17 protein-coding genes are annotated in these 18,345 nt (G+C 64.4%); 6 read left to right on the top strand and 11 right to left on the bottom strand.

From position 1 onward, the window contains the following. Positions 1–10: 10 nt before the first annotated feature. A complete protein-coding gene (locus tag V7D81_RS05355; protein ID WP_324315048.1) occupies positions 11–907 on the bottom strand; it encodes an ABC transporter ATP-binding protein in 897 nt (298 codons plus the stop codon). Further along, entirely contained in the window at positions 897–1,301 is a 405-nt protein-coding gene (locus V7D81_RS05350) for a GntR family transcriptional regulator (RefSeq protein ID WP_324315046.1), read from the bottom strand. Before V7D81_RS05350 ends, V7D81_RS05355 begins: the two co-directional genes overlap by 11 nt. Positions 1,302–1,505: 204 nt before the next feature. Here V7D81_RS05350 and V7D81_RS05345 point away from each other — a divergent pair, with 204 nt between their 5' ends. Next, a complete protein-coding gene (locus tag V7D81_RS05345; protein WP_324315044.1) occupies positions 1,506–2,630 on the top strand; it encodes an FAD-dependent oxidoreductase in 1,125 nt (374 codons plus the stop codon). Between the two features lie 117 nt (positions 2,631–2,747). Here V7D81_RS05345 and V7D81_RS05340 read toward each other — a convergent pair whose 3' ends face one another. The 9 genes from V7D81_RS05340 to V7D81_RS05300 form a co-directional block, all read right to left on the bottom strand. Continuing rightward, positions 2,748–3,164 carry a PIN domain-containing protein gene (locus V7D81_RS05340; protein WP_324315042.1) on the bottom strand — a complete coding sequence of 139 codons (417 nt, stop codon included), beginning with the start codon at positions 3,162–3,164 and terminating at the stop codon, positions 2,748–2,750. Beyond that, positions 3,154–3,384: an AbrB/MazE/SpoVT family DNA-binding domain-containing protein gene (locus V7D81_RS05335; RefSeq protein WP_324315041.1), complete on the bottom strand. Its 231-nt coding sequence runs from the start codon at positions 3,382–3,384 to the stop codon at positions 3,154–3,156. The genes V7D81_RS05340 and V7D81_RS05335 overlap by 11 nt, the downstream gene beginning before the upstream one ends. A 162-nt stretch (positions 3,385–3,546) precedes the next feature. After that, positions 3,547–4,089 (bottom strand): cupin domain-containing protein, encoded by a 543-nt coding sequence (locus V7D81_RS05330; protein ID WP_324315040.1) that lies wholly within the window; start codon positions 4,087–4,089, stop codon positions 3,547–3,549. Between the two features lie 55 nt (positions 4,090–4,144). Continuing rightward, on the bottom strand, positions 4,145–5,485 hold the full coding sequence (locus tag V7D81_RS05325; RefSeq protein ID WP_324315038.1) for a spinster family MFS transporter: 1,341 nt from the start codon (positions 5,483–5,485) through the stop codon (positions 4,145–4,147). A gap of 160 nt (positions 5,486–5,645) precedes the next feature. Continuing rightward, positions 5,646–6,392, bottom strand: coding sequence for a YciK family oxidoreductase (locus V7D81_RS05320; RefSeq protein WP_324315037.1), 747 nt, complete (start codon positions 6,390–6,392; stop codon positions 5,646–5,648). Positions 6,393–6,442: 50 nt separating this feature from the next. Beyond that, complete coding sequence (locus V7D81_RS05315; RefSeq protein WP_324315036.1) at positions 6,443–7,288, bottom strand: squalene/phytoene synthase family protein; 846 nt, start codon at positions 7,286–7,288, stop codon at positions 6,443–6,445. A gap of 221 nt (positions 7,289–7,509) precedes the next feature. Then, complete coding sequence (locus V7D81_RS05310) at positions 7,510–8,832, bottom strand: DNA recombination protein RmuC (protein WP_324315034.1); 1,323 nt, start codon at positions 8,830–8,832, stop codon at positions 7,510–7,512. Further along, positions 8,829–9,539 (bottom strand): bifunctional 2-polyprenyl-6-hydroxyphenol methylase/3-demethylubiquinol 3-O-methyltransferase UbiG, encoded by a 711-nt coding sequence (ubiG, locus tag V7D81_RS05305; RefSeq protein ID WP_324315089.1) that lies wholly within the window; start codon positions 9,537–9,539, stop codon positions 8,829–8,831. The genes V7D81_RS05310 and ubiG overlap by 4 nt, the downstream gene beginning before the upstream one ends. A gap of 8 nt (positions 9,540–9,547) precedes the next feature. Continuing rightward, entirely contained in the window at positions 9,548–10,879 is a 1,332-nt protein-coding gene (locus tag V7D81_RS05300; RefSeq protein ID WP_324315033.1) for a TRZ/ATZ family hydrolase, read from the bottom strand. Positions 10,880–11,087: 208 nt separating this feature from the next. Here V7D81_RS05300 and gyrA point away from each other — a divergent pair, with 208 nt between their 5' ends. The 5 genes from gyrA (at position 11,088) to hisC (ending at position 18,336) form a co-directional block, all read left to right on the top strand. Further along, on the top strand, positions 11,088–13,661 hold the full coding sequence (gene gyrA, locus V7D81_RS05295; RefSeq protein WP_324315032.1) for a DNA gyrase subunit A: 2,574 nt from the start codon (positions 11,088–11,090) through the stop codon (positions 13,659–13,661). Positions 13,662–13,732: 71 nt separating this feature from the next. Then, positions 13,733–14,809 carry a 3-phosphoserine/phosphohydroxythreonine transaminase gene (serC, locus tag V7D81_RS05290; RefSeq protein WP_324315031.1) on the top strand — a complete coding sequence of 359 codons (1,077 nt, stop codon included), beginning with the start codon at positions 13,733–13,735 and terminating at the stop codon, positions 14,807–14,809. Then, the gene (locus V7D81_RS05285) at positions 14,806–15,975 is read left to right on the top strand and encodes a phosphoglycerate dehydrogenase (RefSeq protein ID WP_324315029.1); all 1,170 of its coding nucleotides are present in this window, start codon (positions 14,806–14,808) and stop codon (positions 15,973–15,975) included. Before serC ends, V7D81_RS05285 begins: the two co-directional genes overlap by 4 nt. A 72-nt stretch (positions 15,976–16,047) precedes the next feature. Beyond that, positions 16,048–17,124 (top strand): prephenate dehydratase, encoded by a 1,077-nt coding sequence (pheA, locus tag V7D81_RS05280; RefSeq protein WP_324315088.1) that lies wholly within the window; start codon positions 16,048–16,050, stop codon positions 17,122–17,124. A gap of 96 nt (positions 17,125–17,220) precedes the next feature. Beyond that, positions 17,221–18,336 carry a histidinol-phosphate transaminase gene (gene hisC / locus V7D81_RS05275; RefSeq protein WP_324315027.1) on the top strand — a complete coding sequence of 372 codons (1,116 nt, stop codon included), beginning with the start codon at positions 17,221–17,223 and terminating at the stop codon, positions 18,334–18,336. The last annotated feature ends 9 nt before the right edge of the window (positions 18,337–18,345 follow it).

Below are 18,345 nucleotides of genomic sequence, written 5' to 3'. Positions count from 1 at the left end.
GGATGCGCTGTCATGATCTGCGGCGCCTGTGGTCCTGCATCAGTGCATTCGCAATGCTGCGCAGGCTCATGCCTTCGGTGGCCACCGTCACCGCGCCGAAGTGACCGGCGAGGGTTTGGTGCAGTTCCCGTTCGCCCTCGAAGGCGGAGGTGACGAACTGCAGCTGATGGCCGGCGATCTCGGGCGAAAGCCAACCGCGCGGCAGGGGTGAAGGCAGCTGTTTGACGGCAGACAATCGTACGAGGACGCTGCGAAAGCGCGCCTGCAGGTCCTCGATTGCTTCCTGCAGCAGCAACTGGCCGTCCTGCATGAACGCCACGTGCGTCGTAAAGCTTTCGATCTCGCTCAGCTCATGCGATGAAATGACGATCGTCGTGTCGTGCGCCTGCTGCAGCAGTCCATTGACGACTTCGTCGCGTACCAGAGGATCGAGCCCGCTCAAAGGTTCGTCGAGCACCAGCAGTCTGGGACGGAACGCCAGCGCCGCGATCAGCAGCGTCTTCATGCGCATGCCGTGCGACAGATGTTTCAGCCGGCGCGCGGGCGGCAGATCGAACTGCCGCAGCAGCTCGCGCTCGAGTTCGCGATCCCAGGTCGGATAGAGGCTGCGCAGGTAATCGAAGTACTGGGCGATGCTGAGCCGCTGCGGCACACGCTGGCTTTCCGAGACGTAGCCGATCTGCTGGAAATGACGGGGCGCGAGCGCCGTCGAGCGCGTGTCGAGCACCCGTATTTCACCTCGATCGGGGGCGAGGATGTTCATCAGCAGGCGAAGCGTCGTGCTCTTGCCTGCTCCATTGGGGCCGATCAGCGCGAAGACCGCACCGGCCGGCACGCGCAGGTTGACGTCGCGTATGGCTTCGACGCGGCCGTAGGTTTTGTACAGGCCGTGCGTCTCAATGATCATTGGACACCGCCTTCAGCCCCTGTAGCCGTTGCCATTGTTCTGCGACTGCGGCCAGGACATCGTCGAGACTGGCGCCGACGCGGATGGCCTCTACCACGAGCTTCTCGACATCGTCGTGGAGCAGGCGTTTGCGATCACCCGAGCGCGCCTTGGGCGGCGGCGCGACCAGCGTGCCGAGACCGGGCTTCACCGTCAGCCAGCGTTCCTGCACCAGGTATTGCACGACCTTGTGCGCAGTGTTCGGGTGAATCTTCAAAGCCGTCGCGAGCGAGCGAACCGACGGGAAGGTCTCGCCGGGCTTGAGTTCGCCCGCCAGAATGGCGCGCGTCGCCGCGAAACAGACCTGTTCGAAGATGGATTCGCCGGGATTCAGCCTGACCTTGAATGGAACCATCGCTCACCTGCGTCCTGGGATCACTGTCACATCTGTCGTGTGACACATGGATCATAGACCGGCCTGTCTGCGAATGTCACCTGCAGAGGGGCGAAGCGGTTCACTGTTTTGCGGCCGGGTGTCGCCCTATCGGCCCTTCGGCGTCGAGGATTTCGAATGTCTTGTGAAACAATGTTCCACAAGACATTCGAAGGAAGATGAAGGATGAAACCAGTCACGATCATCGGTGCCGGTCTCGGGGGCCTCACCCTGGCGCGCGTCCTCCATGTCCATGGCATCCCCGCGACGATCTACGAGGCGGAGCCCTCGGCCGAAGCCCGCACTCAGGGCGGACAGCTGGACATCCACGAGCACAACGGGCAGCGGGCGCTGGAGGCGGCCGGTCTCATCGACCGGTTCCGCGCGATCGTCCATGCGGGTGGCGCGGCGACGCGCATGCTCGATCCGCACGGTGGGGTGCTGTTCGAGGAGTCCGACGATGGCCGCCGTCCGGAGGTGCTGCGGGGCGATCTGCGGCGGATCCTGATCGAGTCCCTGCCAGCGCAGACGATCCGATGGGGAAAAAGGCTGGCCGCCGTGGCCGCCCTTGGCGATGGCCGGCACGGACTGACCTTCGCCGACGGGTCGACGGAGAGCGCCGGGCTGCTCGTGGGGGCCGACGGTGCCTGGTCTAAGGTCCGCTCGCTGCTGTCTGACGCGAAGCCGGAGTACGTCGGCACCGTCTTCATCGAGACCTATCTGCATGATGCGGACCGGCGGCACCCCGCTGCTGCCGCCGCGGTCGGCAGCGGTGCGATGTACGCGCTTACGCCGGGCAAGGGGATCGTCGCGCACCGCGAGGCGGGCGGCGTGCTGCATGGCTACGTTCAACTGAACCGCCCCGCCGCATGGATCGCCGGCATCGACTTCGGCGATGCCGCCGCCGCGACGGCCCGGATCGCGGCCGAATTCGCTGGATGGGCGCCGGCACTCACTGCGCTGATCACCGACGGCGACACCACGCCGGTCCCGCGCCTGATCCACACACTCCCGGCCGGGCACCGATGGGCGCGGGTCCCCGGAGTGACGCTCCTGGGGGATGCCGCACACCTGATGCCGCCCGCCGGCGAGGGAGCCAACCTGGCGATGCTCGACGGGGCCGAACTCGGGAAGGCGATCGCCGCGCATCCCGGCGGCATCGAAGCGGCGCTTGCTGCCTACGAAGGCGCGATGTTCGCGCGCAGCGAGGCCGAAGCCGCGGACGCCCGGCTGATCCTGGATCTGTGCCTCGGCGAGCGTGCGCCCTTCGGGCTCATCGACTTCCTTGCCGGCGGAGCGCAGCAGGCGTAGCCGCAATCAGGCAGGGGGATGCCGGCAATCGAATGGGACGCACAGGTGCACTTCTGAGCAACGAGATCAGCGAATCCGCGGCACCCGTCGTTGGTGCCTCGTGCGCCAGAGAAATTGTTATCGCATTCTTCCAATAGCAAACGGGTTCTGCACTTTCAGTCGGCCTTCGATCAAAAGACCATCGTGCATGTCTTCGCTGTAGAGCGTGGTCGCTCCTGCTGACAGGGCAGCAGACACAATCATCGCGTCATAGACCGAAAGCTGGTAACGCTCGGACAGATAGCGGCCCTGGTCGAAGGTTTCTTCCGTCAGCGGGACGACGTCACACTTGGCGCGAACCATTGCCAGCAAGCCATCCGTTTGCGGCCATCGAGCGCCCAGCTTGCGGCGGCTGGTATGGGCCATCTCATTCAGGACCTGCACGCTGATGGTGCCCCCTTTCTGCACCAGTTCCGCGGCACGCGAGGTCTTTGCGTCATCCTGAGACAGCAGATACAGCAATACATTGGTATCGAAGAACGCCTTACCGTTCATTGGCCTCATCCCTGTTGAACCTGAAATCCTTGGGCAGCAAAGGATGCGACTGGCGCGCCCGCGCCAGCAGTTCATCGAATGTGGGTGCGGGATTGACGATCAGGCAGTCTTTGTCCGCCACACGAATTTCGATGTCGTCCCCTTCCTTCAATCCCAGGGCATCGACGACAGGCGCGGGCAGGCGCACGGCAAGGCTGTTTCCCCATTTGGCGACTTTCACGGCAGGCTCCTCTGGCAGAGGTCAATGATATACGTGGGGAAAATCGTATATCCCGTCAGCAGGTCGGTCAATCAGCGCTGGCGGGAGCGCATTGGTGCGGCTTGCTCCGAGCAACCGTGGTCGCCGGTCAACGGCCCATTCAGAGGTTGGCCATCACAGGCGTCAGCGCCTGCCGTCGACGAGAATGAAGGCGATGCGCGCGATCTGCCCGGAGCGATTCGCCCAGGCGTGATTGGTGCCGCGCTGGATCAGGATGTCGCCCGCACGCATGACCGTCTCGCCTTCATCCATGATCGCGACGAGTTCGCCCTGCAACAGGATGGCGTAGTCGACGGTATCCGTGATGTGCATGCCGGGATGACGCTCGAGCGCGTGATCGTGGCGCGTCGCATCCGGATACATCTCGGCGAAGACGGCTGCCGTCTGCTTGCGCAGTTCTTCGAGATCGTTGCTTTCCGGTGGGATGTCGATGACGCGCAGGACGGTGCCGCCCTGCGGCGGCAGCACGCCTCTGTGCTGCGTGATGCTGTCGGGCGCATCGACGGAAACATCGGCGCCCAGCGTTCGCCACAGATTGCTGTTGCAGAAGCCGGGACGCGTCTCCATCGTGACCTCGGCAGGCGACCGCCCGTCTTCCGCGATGTAGGAGTGTCCCGATGCATTCGTGCCGGTGACGATGCGGCGAACGGACGGCAATTGCTTCATGTTGTAATCCTTTGCGATGGGCCGTTGGAAACCGGGGAGATTCTTCCGCTGATGATCAGGTCGTTGCCGGCAGCGAATCCTGCTTCAACCGGCGCGCCGCGAGAAAGTAATGCACGGCGGCCCAGAGTCCGAGCACCGTCATGCCGCGCAGCGACCAGCGCAGGCCGTCGGCCGTTGCCTGCACGGTATCCACGCCCTGGCTGATCAGTTGCGCGTTCACCAGGTCGCTGACCAGGCCCGCGACATACGGGCCGAAGCCGATGCCGATGAAGTTCAGTACCAGCAGCAGCAGCGCACTGGACAATGCGCGCTCGCGAATGCCGACCATGCCGAACAGCGCGGTCAGGCAGGGCGACAGATAGACGACCATGCAGATCTGCGAGAGCGTCACGCCGGCGATGGCGACCATCGCGTCCTGCGTCGCGTAGGTGAGCTGCGCGATCGGGAAGTACAGCAGCATGAAGCAGCCCGGCACCCACAGGTAGTAACGCCGATCCTGGTGACGGTTCGCGAGGTAGTCGCTGAGCATGCCGCCGAAGAAGGCGCCCAGGAAGCCGGAGGCCAGATGGACGAAGGCCAGCACGTATGACGCATCGCTGGCGCTGACGTCGTGCGAGCGGATCAGGTAGGACGGCACGAAATTGCCGATGCCGAAGATCGCCGCATTGTTGAGCGCGCAGGCCAGCGCCATGTGGCGAAACGCGGGTTTGCTCAACAGCTGCCTCAGTACCTGCATGGCCGGCGGCGGAGCTTCCAGCGACTGGTGCTGGTCGGACATGCCGCGCTGCGGCTCGCGCAACGTGAACTTCACCAGCAGCGCCAGCAGCAGCCCCGGGACGCCGACGATGAAGAACGCATGGCGCCAGGTGTAGTGCTGCAGCACGTAGCCTGCCACCAGAAACCCGATGAAGACGCCCACGGAGGCGCCGGCATGGAAGATCGCCAGCGCGGTCGCGCGGCGCTTGGCGTCGAAGTAGTCGCTGATGATGGAATAGGACGCCGGGTTGCAGCCCGCTTCGCCCACGCCGATGCCGATGCGGGCCGCCAGCAGAGTCAAGAAGCCCGTCGCCAGACCCGTCAGTGCCGTGAATACGCTCCACACGGCGATCGCGATGGAAATGATGTTGACCCGGTTGGCGCGGTCCGCCAGTCGCGCCAGCGGCATGGCCAGGGTGGTGTAGAACAGCGCGAACGCCATGCCGCCGAGCAGACCCATCTGCGCATCCGACAGGCCGAACTCCAGCTTGATCGGCTCGATCAAGGGCGTCAGCAGCGTCCGGTCCAGCATGTTGAGCAGGTACACCGACGACAGGAGCCACACGGCGTAGTAGCGGTAGCTTTCCTTTGTGGGTGCCAATGCAGGTGCGGGCGCGGCCGCCGTGACCGGTTCATTCATAGTGCTTCCTCCCCCCGAATCGCCGCGGCCTCAGGAATGGGCGCGGCGAAGGATCGACTGATGCGACAGTCTGCCCGGTTCGTGCAAACAGCCTGCTTCATTCTCGGCATATCAACTCCTGGCCGTCGTGATATGCCGTGCGCGGACAGTCATCAACACGCTACTGGCAGCCGATGGTCTGGCCGCTGACGCCCTTGCTGTCCGGGCCGAGCAGATAGAGATACGGCCCCACGATCGCTGACGGTTCGGCGAGCACCGAACGATCTTCCGCGGGATACGCCTGCAGGCGCATGTTGGTTTTCACTCTGCCGGGATCGATGCTGTTGACGCGGATGCCGGGCTGTTCGAGTTCTTCCGCGAGCATGCGCATGAGGCCATCGCTGGCCCATTTCGAGGCCAGGTAGGCGCCCCAGAAGGGACGGGGATTCGGCACCACGCCGCTCGAGGTGAAGACGATCGATGCGTCCTTCGATTGCCTCAGCAGCGGCAGGCAGCTCTGCGTCAGCACGAACGGCACATTGGCGTTGACGTGCATCGTGCGCATCCACTTCGCCACGTCGTAGTGTTCGACCGGCGCGCGCTCGCCGAGCATTCCCGCGTTGTGCAGCAGGCCGTCGAGCCGTCCGAACTCCTTCTCGATCGCGCCGACCGCCGCGTCGAACTCGGTCGATCCCGCCTTCTCGAAATCGAGCGGCAGGATGGACGGGCGTGGCTGATGGGCGGCCACGATCTCGTCGTAAACCGCTTCCAGCCGTTTCACGTTGCGTCCGTGCAGGATGACGCTGGCGCCGTGAGCGGCCGCTGCGCGCGCCACGGCCCGGCCGATGCCGTCGCTCGCACCGGTGATCAGGATGACGCGGCCGCGCAGCAGATCGGCAGGAGGCTGGTAGGTTCGGGGGTCGAGCATGAGGAAAGTGACGAGGGTGACGAAGGTGACGAGAGTGACGAAGGCAGGAATCAGCGGGCGCGCCGCGCGGCGCGCCATGCGGTCCAGGTTTTTTCCAGCGGTCCGAGTTCGATGCGCTGCGTCGCCACCTCGTAGTTTCTGCCGGCGATCCGGTCCAGCAGGCGACGATGCAGGCCGGCCAGGACGAAAACGGGGCGCAAGTATGCCTTGGCTGCCGGTTCGAGGTCAGTCCCCGGATCGACGAGATCCGGAAGGGTCAGTGTGCGGAAATCCTTGAGCGCGGTTCTGACCTTCCCGCTGATGTCCTTGGAGCGCAGATCGTCGATGCTCACTGCGGTGCGCTGCAGATCCTCGAGCGGCAGGTACAACCGGCCGTCGTAGGCATCCTGCCGGACATCACGCAGCATCTCCGTCTGTCGGATACCGACGCCGAGGCGATTGGCTGCCTTGAGAACCGGCTCGGCCACCGGACCTGGACTCATCACGATCGCGATCAGTTCCTGTACCGTGCCGCCGCTGCGGCCGCTGTAGGCGCGCAGTTCCTTCGCATTCAGATACGTCATGCGCGCCAGGTCCATGTCGGCGGCGACGATGAGTTCGTGCAGCCGCGCGAACTGCTTGCGATCCACGCCCGGCAGATCGCCCAGGATCTTCGTGGCCGGATGCTGCGCATTGCCGTTCACCAGCCGGTCGACTTCCTGCCGCCACCACTGCAGCCGCGTGTGCGCGACGTCGTGATTCGCGCTCTGCGCCGACTCGCGGATCTCCGCGTCGATGACGTACAGCGCCGTCACGGCATCGCGCATTTCCGCGGGCGTGTAAAGCAGGGCGAAGTAGCGCATCGAACCGGCGGGCGCGGCGCGATTGATCAGGGAGTCGTCGAGGGATGAAGTCAAAGGAGTAACCGTGACCGGCAGGGAATCCCACGGGGCAAAGAACGCGTAGAACACATAGAAAGAAAATAGCCGCAAAAAGCGCAAAAAGCGCAAAAAAATAGGTGCTCTCTATCCGACCTTCTATCCGACCTTTGCGCCTTTTGCGCTTTTTGCGGCCATTGTCTTCTCCGGCTTTGCGTTCTATGCGTTCTTTGCCCCGTGGGATTCCCTGCCGGTCACGGTTACTCCGATCTCTGCTCGATCGGCGAATCCGGAAGGCCGCCAAGTTCGAGCTGACTCTCCGGCTCGCGCAGTTGCGGATCGCGGGCGAGTTTGTCGATCGGTTCGACGGAGTCGATTTCCTTTTCGGGGCGCACGCCGAGTTCGGTGAACTTGCGTGCGCCGGGCAGCACCTGGCGTTCGAGCGAGCCGACGGCGCTGTTGAAGGCATCGACGCTCAGGCCGAGGTTGCGGCCGAGGCGGCTGAGATGCCCGGTGAAGACCGCGAGTCGCTTGTAGAGATCTTCGGCCAGCGTGCGGATGGTTTCGGCATTCTGGGCCAGCGCAGTCTGGCGCCAGCCATAGGCGACGGTCTTCAGCAATGCGACGAAGCTGGAAGGTGTCGCGACGATGACGTTCTGGCGGATGGCGTCTTCGAGCAAGTTGGGCAGTTCGGCGAGTGCGGCCGACAGGAACTGGTCGCCGGGCACGAACAGGATGACGAAGTCGGGGCTGTTCTCGAACTGGCTCCAGTAGTTCTTGGAGCCGAGCTGTCGCACGCGTTCCCCCAGTGCCTGCGCGTGACGGCGCAACGCGATGCCGCGCTGTTCATCCGTCGTCGCGTCGACGGCTTCGAGATAGGCATCGAGCGGTGTCTTCACGTCGACGACGAGGTCGCGGCCGTCAGGCATGTGCACGATCATGTCGGGCCGCAGCGCGCCGTCGACGGTGCGTACGTGCACCTGTTCGCTGAAGTCGCAGTGTTCGACCATGCCGGCGAGTTCGGCGAGACGACGCAGCGTCATTTCGCCCCACTGGCCGCGCACTTCCGGCCGGCGCAGCGCATTCACGAGCGTGCGGGTTTCGCGCTGCAGCGCCTGCTGGCCGAGCGTCACCGCTTCGAGCGAGGTGCGCAGGCTGCCGAAACTCTCGGCCCGTTCCTTCTCGATCCGCTGCATCTGCTGCTCGCTGCGGGTGAGCGCTTCGCGGATCGGCGTCAGCATGGTTTCGATGGCTTTTTCCCGCTGCGCGAGCGCCGCGACCGCGGTCTGCTGATGCTGGCCCAGATGCTCGCGCGCCAGCTTCAGGAACACTTCGCTGTTCGAGCGCAGCGACTGGCCCGCCACCGAATCGAAAGAAGCCTGCAGGCGCTCCATCGTGCGCTCGAGCGATGCCTGGCGTTCGCGCTCGATGTCTTCTTCGGACCTGACCTGCGAACGCAGCACCGCCAGTTCGACGTGCAGGGGCTCCGCGCGCTTGCGATGACGCAGCGACGCGAACAGCGCGCCGAGCAGCAGGCCGACGATCAGTCCGACCGCGGCGATCAGCAGCGTCTCGCCCGTCATCCGGCGGGCCTCAGATGCATCATGTAATTCACGTCTACATTGTTGCTGCGGCGGGCCGTGCCTCGCAGCGGGTCGTAGTCGAGGCCCGCGATGTCGCCTGGTTCGAGTTGCGCGGCGCGTGCCCAGCGGGCCAGTTCGGACGGCCGGATGAATCGCGAGTAAGTGTGCGTGCCGCGTTCGAGCAGCCCCATGACGTATTCGGCGCCGACGATGGCGAGCAGCCAGGACTTGAGATTGCGATTGAGCGTCGATAGCACGACGTGACCATCGGGTTTGACGAGCGCATGCAGCGCCCGCAGGACGACGGCCGGTTCCGGCACGTGTTCCAGCATTTCGAGACAGGTGACGACGTCGTAGGTGCCGGCCGAATGCGCCGCGTGATCCTCCGCCGATTCCCGCCGATACCGCACGGGAACGCCGGCTTCGAGGGCATGCAGTTCCGCGACTTCGATCGTCGCTGCGCCCAGGTCGATGCCCGTCACGTCCGCGCCGCGGCGTGCCATCGCTTCACTCAGCAATCCGCCGCCGCAGCCGACATCGAGTACGCGCCTGCCTTTCAATCCGCCGACGCGCTCATCGATGTAGTCGAGACGCACGGGATTCAGGACATGCAGCGGCCGAAACTCGCCCTGCGGATCCCACCAGCGTTGCGCCGTCGCGTCGAAGCGCGCGATTTCCGCGGGATCGTGATTGCCGGCTGACAGCATGACGGTGGTCACTCTTCGGTAAGACGGGTGGAGGCGATGCGTTCCTGCCAGCCCTGCGCGCGTTGCAGCAGGGCGTCGAGGTCGATCTGGGTCAGGCGTCCGTCAGTGAGCAGCGCGCGTCCGGCCACCCAGACATCGGATACCTGCTCGCGCGAAATCGAATGCACGAGCGCCACGACAGGATCGTAAACAGGCTGGGACTGAGGCCGCGCCAGATCGACACAGCACAGGTCGGCCCATTTGCCCGGCGTCAGCGAGCCGATGGACTCGCTCAGTCCGAGTGCCTGCGCGCCGCCGAGCGTGGCGGCGTGCAGCCAGTCGTGCGCAGTCATGGGCGGAGAGCCGTCCAGTTGCCAGGTGATGATGCCGCGTTCGAGCAGCGCGGCCGTGCGCATTTCATCGAACAGGCTCTGGTCGTTGTTGCTCGCGGCGCCGTTGGTGCCCAGCGCGATCCGCACGCCGCGGGCGCGCAGGGCGCGAATCGGCGATACGCCATTGCCCAGTTTCAGATTCGATTGCGGGCAATGGATGACGCTGATGCCGGCGCGCGAAGCACGGTCCAGGTCGTCCTCGTCGAGATGAACCATGTGAACCGCCGACAGCAGTGGCGACAGCAGCCCGAGACGCTCGAGCCGGGCCAGGGTTCTTTCGCCATCGCGGAGGGTCTGGGTGTGACTCTGGTTCACCTGCATCCGCACGGGCAGCTCGATCTCGTCCGCCGCCCGCTGTACGCGGGTCAACGTCGCATCGCTGACGACGTGGGGTGCGTGAGGAGCGAACGAGGTGGTGATGAGCGGATCGTCCCGATACTCGTCGTGCAGTTGCAGTCCCTTGGCCAGGTATTCATCGACTGAACCGGCCCATTGAGTCGGCACATCGAGGACGGGCATGCCGATGCTCGCGCGCATGCGCAGCGACGAGGCCGCCTGCGCGATGACTTCGGGAAACAGATGCATGTCCGCAAAGCAGGTCGTGCCGCTGGTCAGCATGTCGGCGATGGCCAGTTCGGTCCCGTCGCGAACGTATTCGGCATCCATCCATCGTTCTTCGAGCGGGCGGACCTGCGCGCTCAGCCAGTGATCGAGCGAGGCGCTCTCGGCCGCACCGCGCAGCAGTGCCATTGCCGCGTGGGTGTGTGCATTGACGAGCCCAGGCAGCAGGACGTGGTTCGGCCGTTCGATCGTTTCCCTTGCGGCATAGCGTTCGCGGGCCTGTTTTTCCGGCTCGATGGCGATGATGCGGCCCTGGCGGATCGCGATGGCATGGTGTTCGAGCACGTGTCCGGAGGGCTCGACTGGAACGATCCAGCGTGCCGCGATCAGCGTGTCGATAGGGTCCATGCGGGTTCCGGGAGGTCGCGAAAATTCGTGAGGTGAAGGCGGGCGAAAGTATAGCTTGCGAGCGCCCCGGACAGTTCGGTGAAGCGCGTTGCTGTGCTACCATTCGCCACTTCATTACCCCGGGTTTGTCCTTCGGATCTGCCCTCGATATCGACAGGGCTGCCGATGGCTGCGCGGGGTAGAAAACTTCAGAGTCGAATCGCACAGCATGGCCGACATCGCCCGCGAAATACTGCACGTCAACCTCGAAGACGAGATGCGCAAGTCGTATCTCGACTATGCGATGAGCGTCATCGTCGGGCGTGCGCTGCCGGACGTTCGCGACGGCCTCAAGCCGGTTCACCGCCGCATCCTCTTCGCCATGCACGAGAGCAACAACGTGCATTCGCGCCCGTACGTGAAGTGCGCGCGCGTGGTCGGTGACGTCCTCGGCAAATATCACCCGCACGGCGACACCTCGGCCTACGACGCGCTGGTACGAATGGCCCAGGGCTTCTCGATGCGCTATGCGCTGGTCGATGGCCAGGGCAACTTCGGCTCGATCGACGGCGATGCGCCGGCCGCGTACCGATACACCGAGTGCCGCATGACGTCGCTGTCGTCGGAACTGCTGGCCGACATCGATCGCGAGACGGTGGATTTCGTCGACAACTACGACGGCAAGGAACAGGAGCCCACCGTCCTGCCGACCCGCGTGCCGAACCTGCTGGTCAACGGTTCGTCGGGCATCGCGGTCGGCATGGCGACCAACATCCCGCCGCACAACCTGACCGAAGTCGTCACCGCCTGCATCGCACTCATCGACGATCCCAATCTGCCGATCGCCGCGCTGATGCAGCACGTGCCGGGCCCGGATTTTCCCACCGGCGGCATCATCAATGGCTCGCGCGAAATCGTGAACGCCTATCTGACGGGCCGCGGCCGCATCTATGTGCGCGCGCGCACGACGATCGAAGAAGACGAAAAAGGCCGGCAGGCCATCATCGTCACCGAACTGCCGTTCCAGGTGAACAAGGCGCGCCTGATCGAGCGCATCGCCGAACTGGTGCGCGAGAAAGTCATCGACGGCATCGCCGGCGACGGCCTGCGCGACGAGTCCGACAAGGACGGCATGCGCATCGTCATCGAACTGAAGCGCGGCGAAGTCGCCGACGTGCTGCTGAACAATCTTTACAAGCACACGCCGCTGGAAAGCGTCTTCGGCATCAACATGGTCGCGCTGCAGGACGGCCAGCCGAAGCTGCTCAACCTCAAGGAAATGCTCGAGGCCTTCCTGCGTCACCGGCGCGAAGTGGTCACGCGCCGCACGATCTTCGATCTGCGCAAGGCCCGCGATCGCGCCCACATCCTGGAAGGCCAGGCGGTGGCGCTAGCCAGCATCGATGAAGTCATCGCGGTCATCAAAGCCTCGCCGACACCGCCGGAAGCCAAGGTCGCGCTGATGGAACGGACCTGGTCGTCCGGCTCCGTGCCGCAGATGCTGGAGCGGGCGGGGCAGGTCGTGACGCGGCCGCAGGGGCTCGCGGACGAATACGGGCTCGTCGACGGCGGCTATCGGCTGTCCGATGTCCAAGCTCAGGCAATTCTCGACCTGCGCCTGCATCGCCTCACCGGTCTCGAACAGGACAAGATCTGGGCCGAGTTCCAGGAACTGCTGGAACAGATCCGCGATCTCGAAGACATCCTCGCGCGTCCGGAACGGCTGCTCGCGGTGATCCGCGCCGAGCTTGAAGACATCCGCGCCAAGTACGGCGACAAGCGCCGCACCGAGATCAATCAGGATCATTCCGACCTCACGATCGAAGATCTGATCGAGCAGCAGGACGTGGTCGTGACGCTGTCGCACGGCGGCTATGCGAAGGCCCAGCCTGTGACGGCGTATCAGGCGCAGCGTCGCGGCGGTCGCGGCAAGGCGGCTACCGCAGTGAAGGACGAGGATTTCGTCGACAAGCTGTTCGTCGCCAATACGCACGACACGCTGCTGTGTTTCTCCAGCACCGGCAAGCTGTACTGGCTGAAGGTGTATCAGTTGCCGCAGGCGAGCCGCGGCTCGCGCGGCAAGCCCATCGTGAACCTGCTGCCGCTGCAGGAAGGCGAGCGCATCAACGCCGTGCTGCCGATCCACGAGTTCGAAGAAAACAAGTTCGTGTTCATGGTCACGGCGAATGGCACCGTGAAGAAGACTTCGCTGGAAGCGTTCTCGCGTCCGCGCCAGGCCGGCATCATCGCCATCGAACTGGATCAGGGCGACCGGCTGGTCGGCGTCGACATCACCGATGGCAGCAAGCACATCATTCTGTGCTCCGCCGGCGGCAAGGCCATCCGCTTCGACGAGAACGACGTGCGTCCGATGGGCCGCAATGCGGCCGGCGTGCGCGGCATCCGTCTGCCGGAAGGCGAGAACGAGGAAGTCATCTCGCTCATCATCGCGGATGCCGAAGGCGCCGTGCTCGTCGCTTCGGAGAATGGCTACGGCAAGCGCACGCCGATCGACGATTTCCCGGCCCATGGCCGCGGCGGTCAGGGCGTCATCGCGCTGCAGGTCACCGAGCGCAATGGCCGCGTCGTCGGTGCGCTGCTGGTGCGCCCGGACGATGAAATCATGCTCATCAGTTCCAGCGGCACGCTCGTGCGCACGCCCGTCAGCGACGTCTCCGAACAGGGGCGCAATACGCAGGGCGTGCGCCTGATCCGTCTCGACGAAGGCGACCGCCTCGTCGGCCTCGAACGCATCCTCGCGGATGGCGGCGAAGGCGAAGAGGGCGGCGAGTCTTCTGAATAGCTCTGACCTTCGTCACTTACGTCACCCTCGTCACTTACGTCACCCTCGTCACTTACGTCACCTGGTTCCCAATGCGCGTCTACAACTTCAGTGCCGGTCCCGCCGTCCTACCCGTCGAAGTGCTCGAACAAGCCCGCGAGGAAATGCTCGACTGGCAGGGCACGGGCATGTCCGTGATGGAAATGAGCCATCGCGGCAAAGCCTTCATCTCGATCGCTGAAACCGCCGAGGCCGATCTGCGCGAACTGCTGAACGTGCCGAGCAACTACAAAGTGCTGTTCCTGCAGGGCGGCGCGATGGGACAGTTCGCCGGCGTGGCCATGAACCTGTCGACGAAGGACAGCACCGTCGACTACGTGAACACCGGCGCGTGGTCGAAGAAGGCCATCGGCGAGGCGAAGCAGTACGCGAAGGTGAATGTCGCTGCCGATGCCGGCGAGCCGTATGCATCGATTCCGTCGTTCGCGAACTGGAAGCGAACCGCGGATGCGGCCTACCTGCACTACACGCCGAACGAGACCATCGGCGGTGTGGAATTCCACTTCGTGCCGGATACCGGCAACGTGCCGCTGGTGGCGGACATGTCGTCCACCATCCTGTCGCGCCCGATCGATGTCGCGAAGTTCGGAGTCATCTACGCCGGCGCGCAGAAGAACATCGGTCCGGCAGGCCTGACGCTCGTCATCGTGCGTGACGACCTGCTGGGCCGCGCCCGTCCCGAAACACCGTCGTTCATGAACTATGCGTCGATGGCGAAGGAAGGTTCGATGCTCAACACGCCGCCGACCTACGCCTGGTACCTCGCGGGCCTGGTCTTCAAGTGGCTCAAGAAGAACGGCGGCCTCAAGGCCATGGGCGAACGCAACAAGGCAAAGGCCGAACTGCTGTACGACACCATCGATTCGTCGGACTTCTACCGCAACCCCGTCGCGAAAGACGCGCGCTCATGGATGAACGTGCCTTTCACGCTGGCGAAGCCGGATCTCGACAAGACGTTCACGGCCGAAGCGAAAGCGGCCGGTCTCGTCACGCTCGAAGGCCACCGCTCGGTCGGCGGCATGCGCGCCAGCATCTACAACGCCATGCCGGTCGAAGGCGTGCGTGCGCTGGTCGAGTTCATGAACGAGTTCGCAAGGAAGCACGGATGACTTTCAAGGTCCTCACGCTCAACAACATCTCGGTGCGGGGCCTGGAGCGTTTCCCGCGCGACCGCTATGAAGTCGCTTCCGAGATCGGCCATCCCGATGCGGTGATGCTGCGTTCCGCGGACATGCACGGCATGTCGCTGCCGGACAGCGTGAAGGCTATCGCGCGCGCCGGTGCGGGCACCAACAACATCCCGGTCAAGGAACTGTCGAAGCGCGGCATCCCGGTGTTCAACGCGCCGGGCGCCAATGCCAATGCGGTGAAGGAACTGGTGATCGCCGGCCTGTTTCTCGCCGCCCGCAACATCTGTCAGGCGCAGGAATACGTCCGCGCGCTCAAGGGCACCGACCACGAAATCGAAGAGGCGGTCGAGAAGGGCAAGAAGAAATTCGTCGGCTACGAACTGCCGGGTCGCACGCTCGGCGTCGTGGGTCTCGGCGCCATCGGCGTCGAAGTGGCCAACACGGCACACGGCCTCGGCATGCACGTGCTCGGCTTCGATCCGCAGATCACCGTGCAGCGTGCATGGCAGCTTTCCTCGGGCGTCGAACAGGCGCTGTCGCTGGACGATCTGTTTTCGCGCTGTGACATGGTCACCGTGCACGTGCCGCTGATGGATGCGACCCGGCACCTGGTGAACGCGAACCGGCTCAGGCTGCTGAAGGACAATGGCGTCATCCTGAACTTCGCGCGCGCCGGCATCGTCGATGAGGCGGCGGTCGTCGAATCGCTCGACAGCGGCAAGCTCGGCGCATACATCTGCGACTTTCCGACTGCAGCGTCGAAGAATCACGCGAAGGTCGTGGCGCTGCCGCATCTTGGCGCCTCGACCGGCGAAGCGGAGGAGAATTGCGCCATCATGGTCGCGGACACGCTGCGCGATTTCCTCGAGAACGGCAACGTGCGCAACAGCGTGAATTTTCCGGAGGCCGTGCTGCCGCGTACTCCGGGCGCTGCACGCATCGCCATTGCCAACGAGAACGTGCCGAACATGGTGGGCCAGATCTCGACGGCGCTGGCTGATGCCAAGCTCAACATCGCCGACCTGCTCAACAAGTCGCGCGCCGATCTGGCCTACACGTTGATCGACATCGACGGCGCGATGCCCGATTCCGTCATCGGCCGCCTGCAGTCGATCGAAGGCGTGCTGAACGTTCGCAGGGTGTAGCGAGTGAAGGCGCGAGCGAAAAAGAAAACGAACCGGGCCTCGCGCAGCGAGAAAACCCCGCCGGCCGCACAGATCGGTTCGTTGCGCGAGCGCATCGACGCGATCGACGAGCGGATTCATCAGTTGATCAACGAGCGCGCCCAGGTGGCGCGGCAGGTCGGCGCCGCCAAGACGGCGCAGGGCCTGCACACCGCCGATTTCTACCGGCCCGAACGCGAAGCGCAGGTATTGCGCCGAGCCATGGAACGCAATGAAGGGCCGCTGCGCGACGAGGAAATCGTGCGCCTGTTCCGCGAAATCATGTCGGCCTGCCTTGCGCAGGAAGAGCCGCTGAAGGTTGCCTTTCTCGGGCCGGAAGGCACGTTCTCGCAGCAGGCGGTGCTGAAACATTTCGGTCACTCGGCGCGCGCCCTGCCGATGGGCGAGATCCGCGAAGTATTCGAGGAAGTGCAGGCGGGCCACGCCGACTTCGGCGTCGTGCCGATCGAGAATTCCACCGAGGGCACGGTCAATCACACGCTCGACATGTTCCTGGTCTCGCCGCTCAAGATCTGCGGCGAAGTGGAACTGCGCATTCACCAGCACCTGATGGGCAAGATGCAGGGGCTGCCGCAGATCTCGCGCGTGGTTTCGCATCAGCAGTCGCTGGCGCAATGCCGTCACTGGCTCGACGAGCATCTGCCCGGCATCGAACGCATCACTGCGAGCAGCAATGCCGAGGCGGCGCGGAGGGCGCGCGACGAGGCAGGCACGGCAGCCATTGCCGGCCAGACCGCCGCCGAAGTTTACGGACTGAACCTGATCGCGAACGACATCGAGGATCGTCCCGACAACACCACGCGCTTCCTGGTCATCGGCCGCAAGCTGTTCGATGCCAGCGGCAACGACAAGACGACGCTGCTGTTTTCCGGCGGCGACACGCAGTCGCCCGGGACGCTGCACCGCCTGCTGACGCCCTTGGCGCGCAACAACATCAGCATGACGCGCATCGAGTCGCGTCCGTCGCGCAAGCACAAGTGGGACTACGTGTTCTTCATCGACGTGCAGGGACACGCGAGCGAACAGCCGCTGAAGCAGGCGCTGGATGCGCTCAAGAAGGAGGCTTCGCTGTTCAGGGTGCTGGGGTCGTATCCGTGTGCGGTGCTGTGAAAAGGAGTACGGGCTACAGGCTACAGGCGACAGGCGACAGCCCGAATAGGAGATTCCGTTGCACAGTTTCTGGCCGTAGCCTGTAGCCCGTAGCCCATGCCTACCGATCCCTCCCAACTCGCCGTTCCTTCCGTCCGTACCTTGGCGCCGTACGTGCCGGGCAAGCCCATCGAGGAACTCGCACGCGAGTACGGTCTCAGCGACATCATCAAGCTCGCTTCGAACGAAAACCCGCTGGGCCCCGGGCCGAATGCGCGCGCGGCGATGGCTGCTGCGGCGAAGGAGATCGGTCTCTATCCGGACGGCGGCGGCTTCGTGCTGAAGCAGGCGCTGGCGCGCAAGCATGGTTGCGCGATCGAGGACATCACGCTGGGCAACGGCTCCAACGATGTGCTCGTCATGATCGCGGAAACCTTTCTCGATCGCGATGCCGAAGCCGTCTATTCGCAGTACGGCTTTGCGATTTATCCGATCGCCATCCAGGCAACGGGCGCCACGGCGCGGGTGGCACCCGCGTTTGCCGGATCGCATCCGATGGCGCTCGGCCATGATCTCGACGCGATGGCACGGCTCGTCAATGAACGAACGCGAGTGGTGTTCGTCGCGAATCCCAACAATCCCACCGGTACCTGGGTCGAGCGCGAGCCATTGAAACGGTTCATCGCGGGACTGCCATCGACGACGCTCGTCGTCGTGGACGAGGCTTATATCGAGTACGTCGAGGACGCAGAATTTCCCGACAGCAGCCGCTGGCTGAACGAATTTCCGAACCTCATCGTCACACGCACGTTCTCGAAGGCGTACGGACTCGCCGGCCTGCGCGTCGGCTATGCGCTGTCGAGTCCGGCCATCGCAGGCATGGTCAATCGCGTGCGTCAGGCCTTCAACGTCAATTCGATTGCACTGGCGGCCGCGGCAGCGGCGCTCGAAGACACGACGCATCTGCAGAAGTCGGTCACACTCAATCGCGAAGGCCTGCGTCAGGTGGAGGCGGGCGTCGATCAGCTCGGGCTGCGACGTTATCCGACGCGAGGCAATTTCATCCTGGTCGACTGCGGGCGACCCGCCGGCCCGGTGTACGAAGCCATGCTGCGTCAGGGCGTGATCGTCCGGCCGGTGGGCAACTACCAGCTCCCGAACCACCTGCGCATCACGATCGGAACGCCCGAGCAGAATCAGCGTATGCTCGGCGCGCTGCGACAAGCTCTCTAGTTTCCGTCC

This window comes from Povalibacter sp., from assembly GCF_036735925.1.
Classification (GTDB): Bacteria; Pseudomonadota; Gammaproteobacteria; order Steroidobacterales; family Steroidobacteraceae; genus Steroidobacter.
Note: the sequence above shows the minus strand (reverse complement) of the source record. Positions and strands in the feature narration are given on the sequence as shown.

Coding starts and splice junctions, on each gene's coding strand:
- V7D81_RS05355 (WP_324315048.1), bottom strand. CDS start 907: ATGATCATTGAGACGCACGGCCTGTACAAAACCTACGGCCGCGTCGAA.
- V7D81_RS05350 (WP_324315046.1), bottom strand. CDS start 1,301: ATGGTTCCATTCAAGGTCAGGCTGAATCCCGGCGAATCCATCTTCGAA.
- V7D81_RS05345 (WP_324315044.1), top strand. CDS start 1,506: ATGAAACCAGTCACGATCATCGGTGCCGGTCTCGGGGGCCTCACCCTG.
- V7D81_RS05340 (WP_324315042.1), bottom strand. CDS start 3,164: ATGAACGGTAAGGCGTTCTTCGATACCAATGTATTGCTGTATCTGCTG.
- V7D81_RS05330 (WP_324315040.1), bottom strand. CDS start 4,089: ATGAAGCAATTGCCGTCCGTTCGCCGCATCGTCACCGGCACGAATGCA.
- V7D81_RS05325 (WP_324315038.1), bottom strand. CDS start 5,485: ATGAATGAACCGGTCACGGCGGCCGCGCCCGCACCTGCATTGGCACCC.
- V7D81_RS05320 (WP_324315037.1), bottom strand. CDS start 6,392: ATGCTCGACCCCCGAACCTACCAGCCTCCTGCCGATCTGCTGCGCGGC.
- V7D81_RS05310 (WP_324315034.1), bottom strand. CDS start 8,832: ATGACGGGCGAGACGCTGCTGATCGCCGCGGTCGGACTGATCGTCGGC.
- ubiG (WP_324315089.1), bottom strand. CDS start 9,539: ATGCTGTCAGCCGGCAATCACGATCCCGCGGAAATCGCGCGCTTCGAC.
- V7D81_RS05300 (WP_324315033.1), bottom strand. CDS start 10,879: ATGGACCCTATCGACACGCTGATCGCGGCACGCTGGATCGTTCCAGTC.
- gyrA (WP_324315032.1), top strand. CDS start 11,088: ATGGCCGACATCGCCCGCGAAATACTGCACGTCAACCTCGAAGACGAG.
- serC (WP_324315031.1), top strand. CDS start 13,733: ATGCGCGTCTACAACTTCAGTGCCGGTCCCGCCGTCCTACCCGTCGAA.
- V7D81_RS05285 (WP_324315029.1), top strand. CDS start 14,806: ATGACTTTCAAGGTCCTCACGCTCAACAACATCTCGGTGCGGGGCCTG.
- hisC (WP_324315027.1), top strand. CDS start 17,221: ATGCCTACCGATCCCTCCCAACTCGCCGTTCCTTCCGTCCGTACCTTG.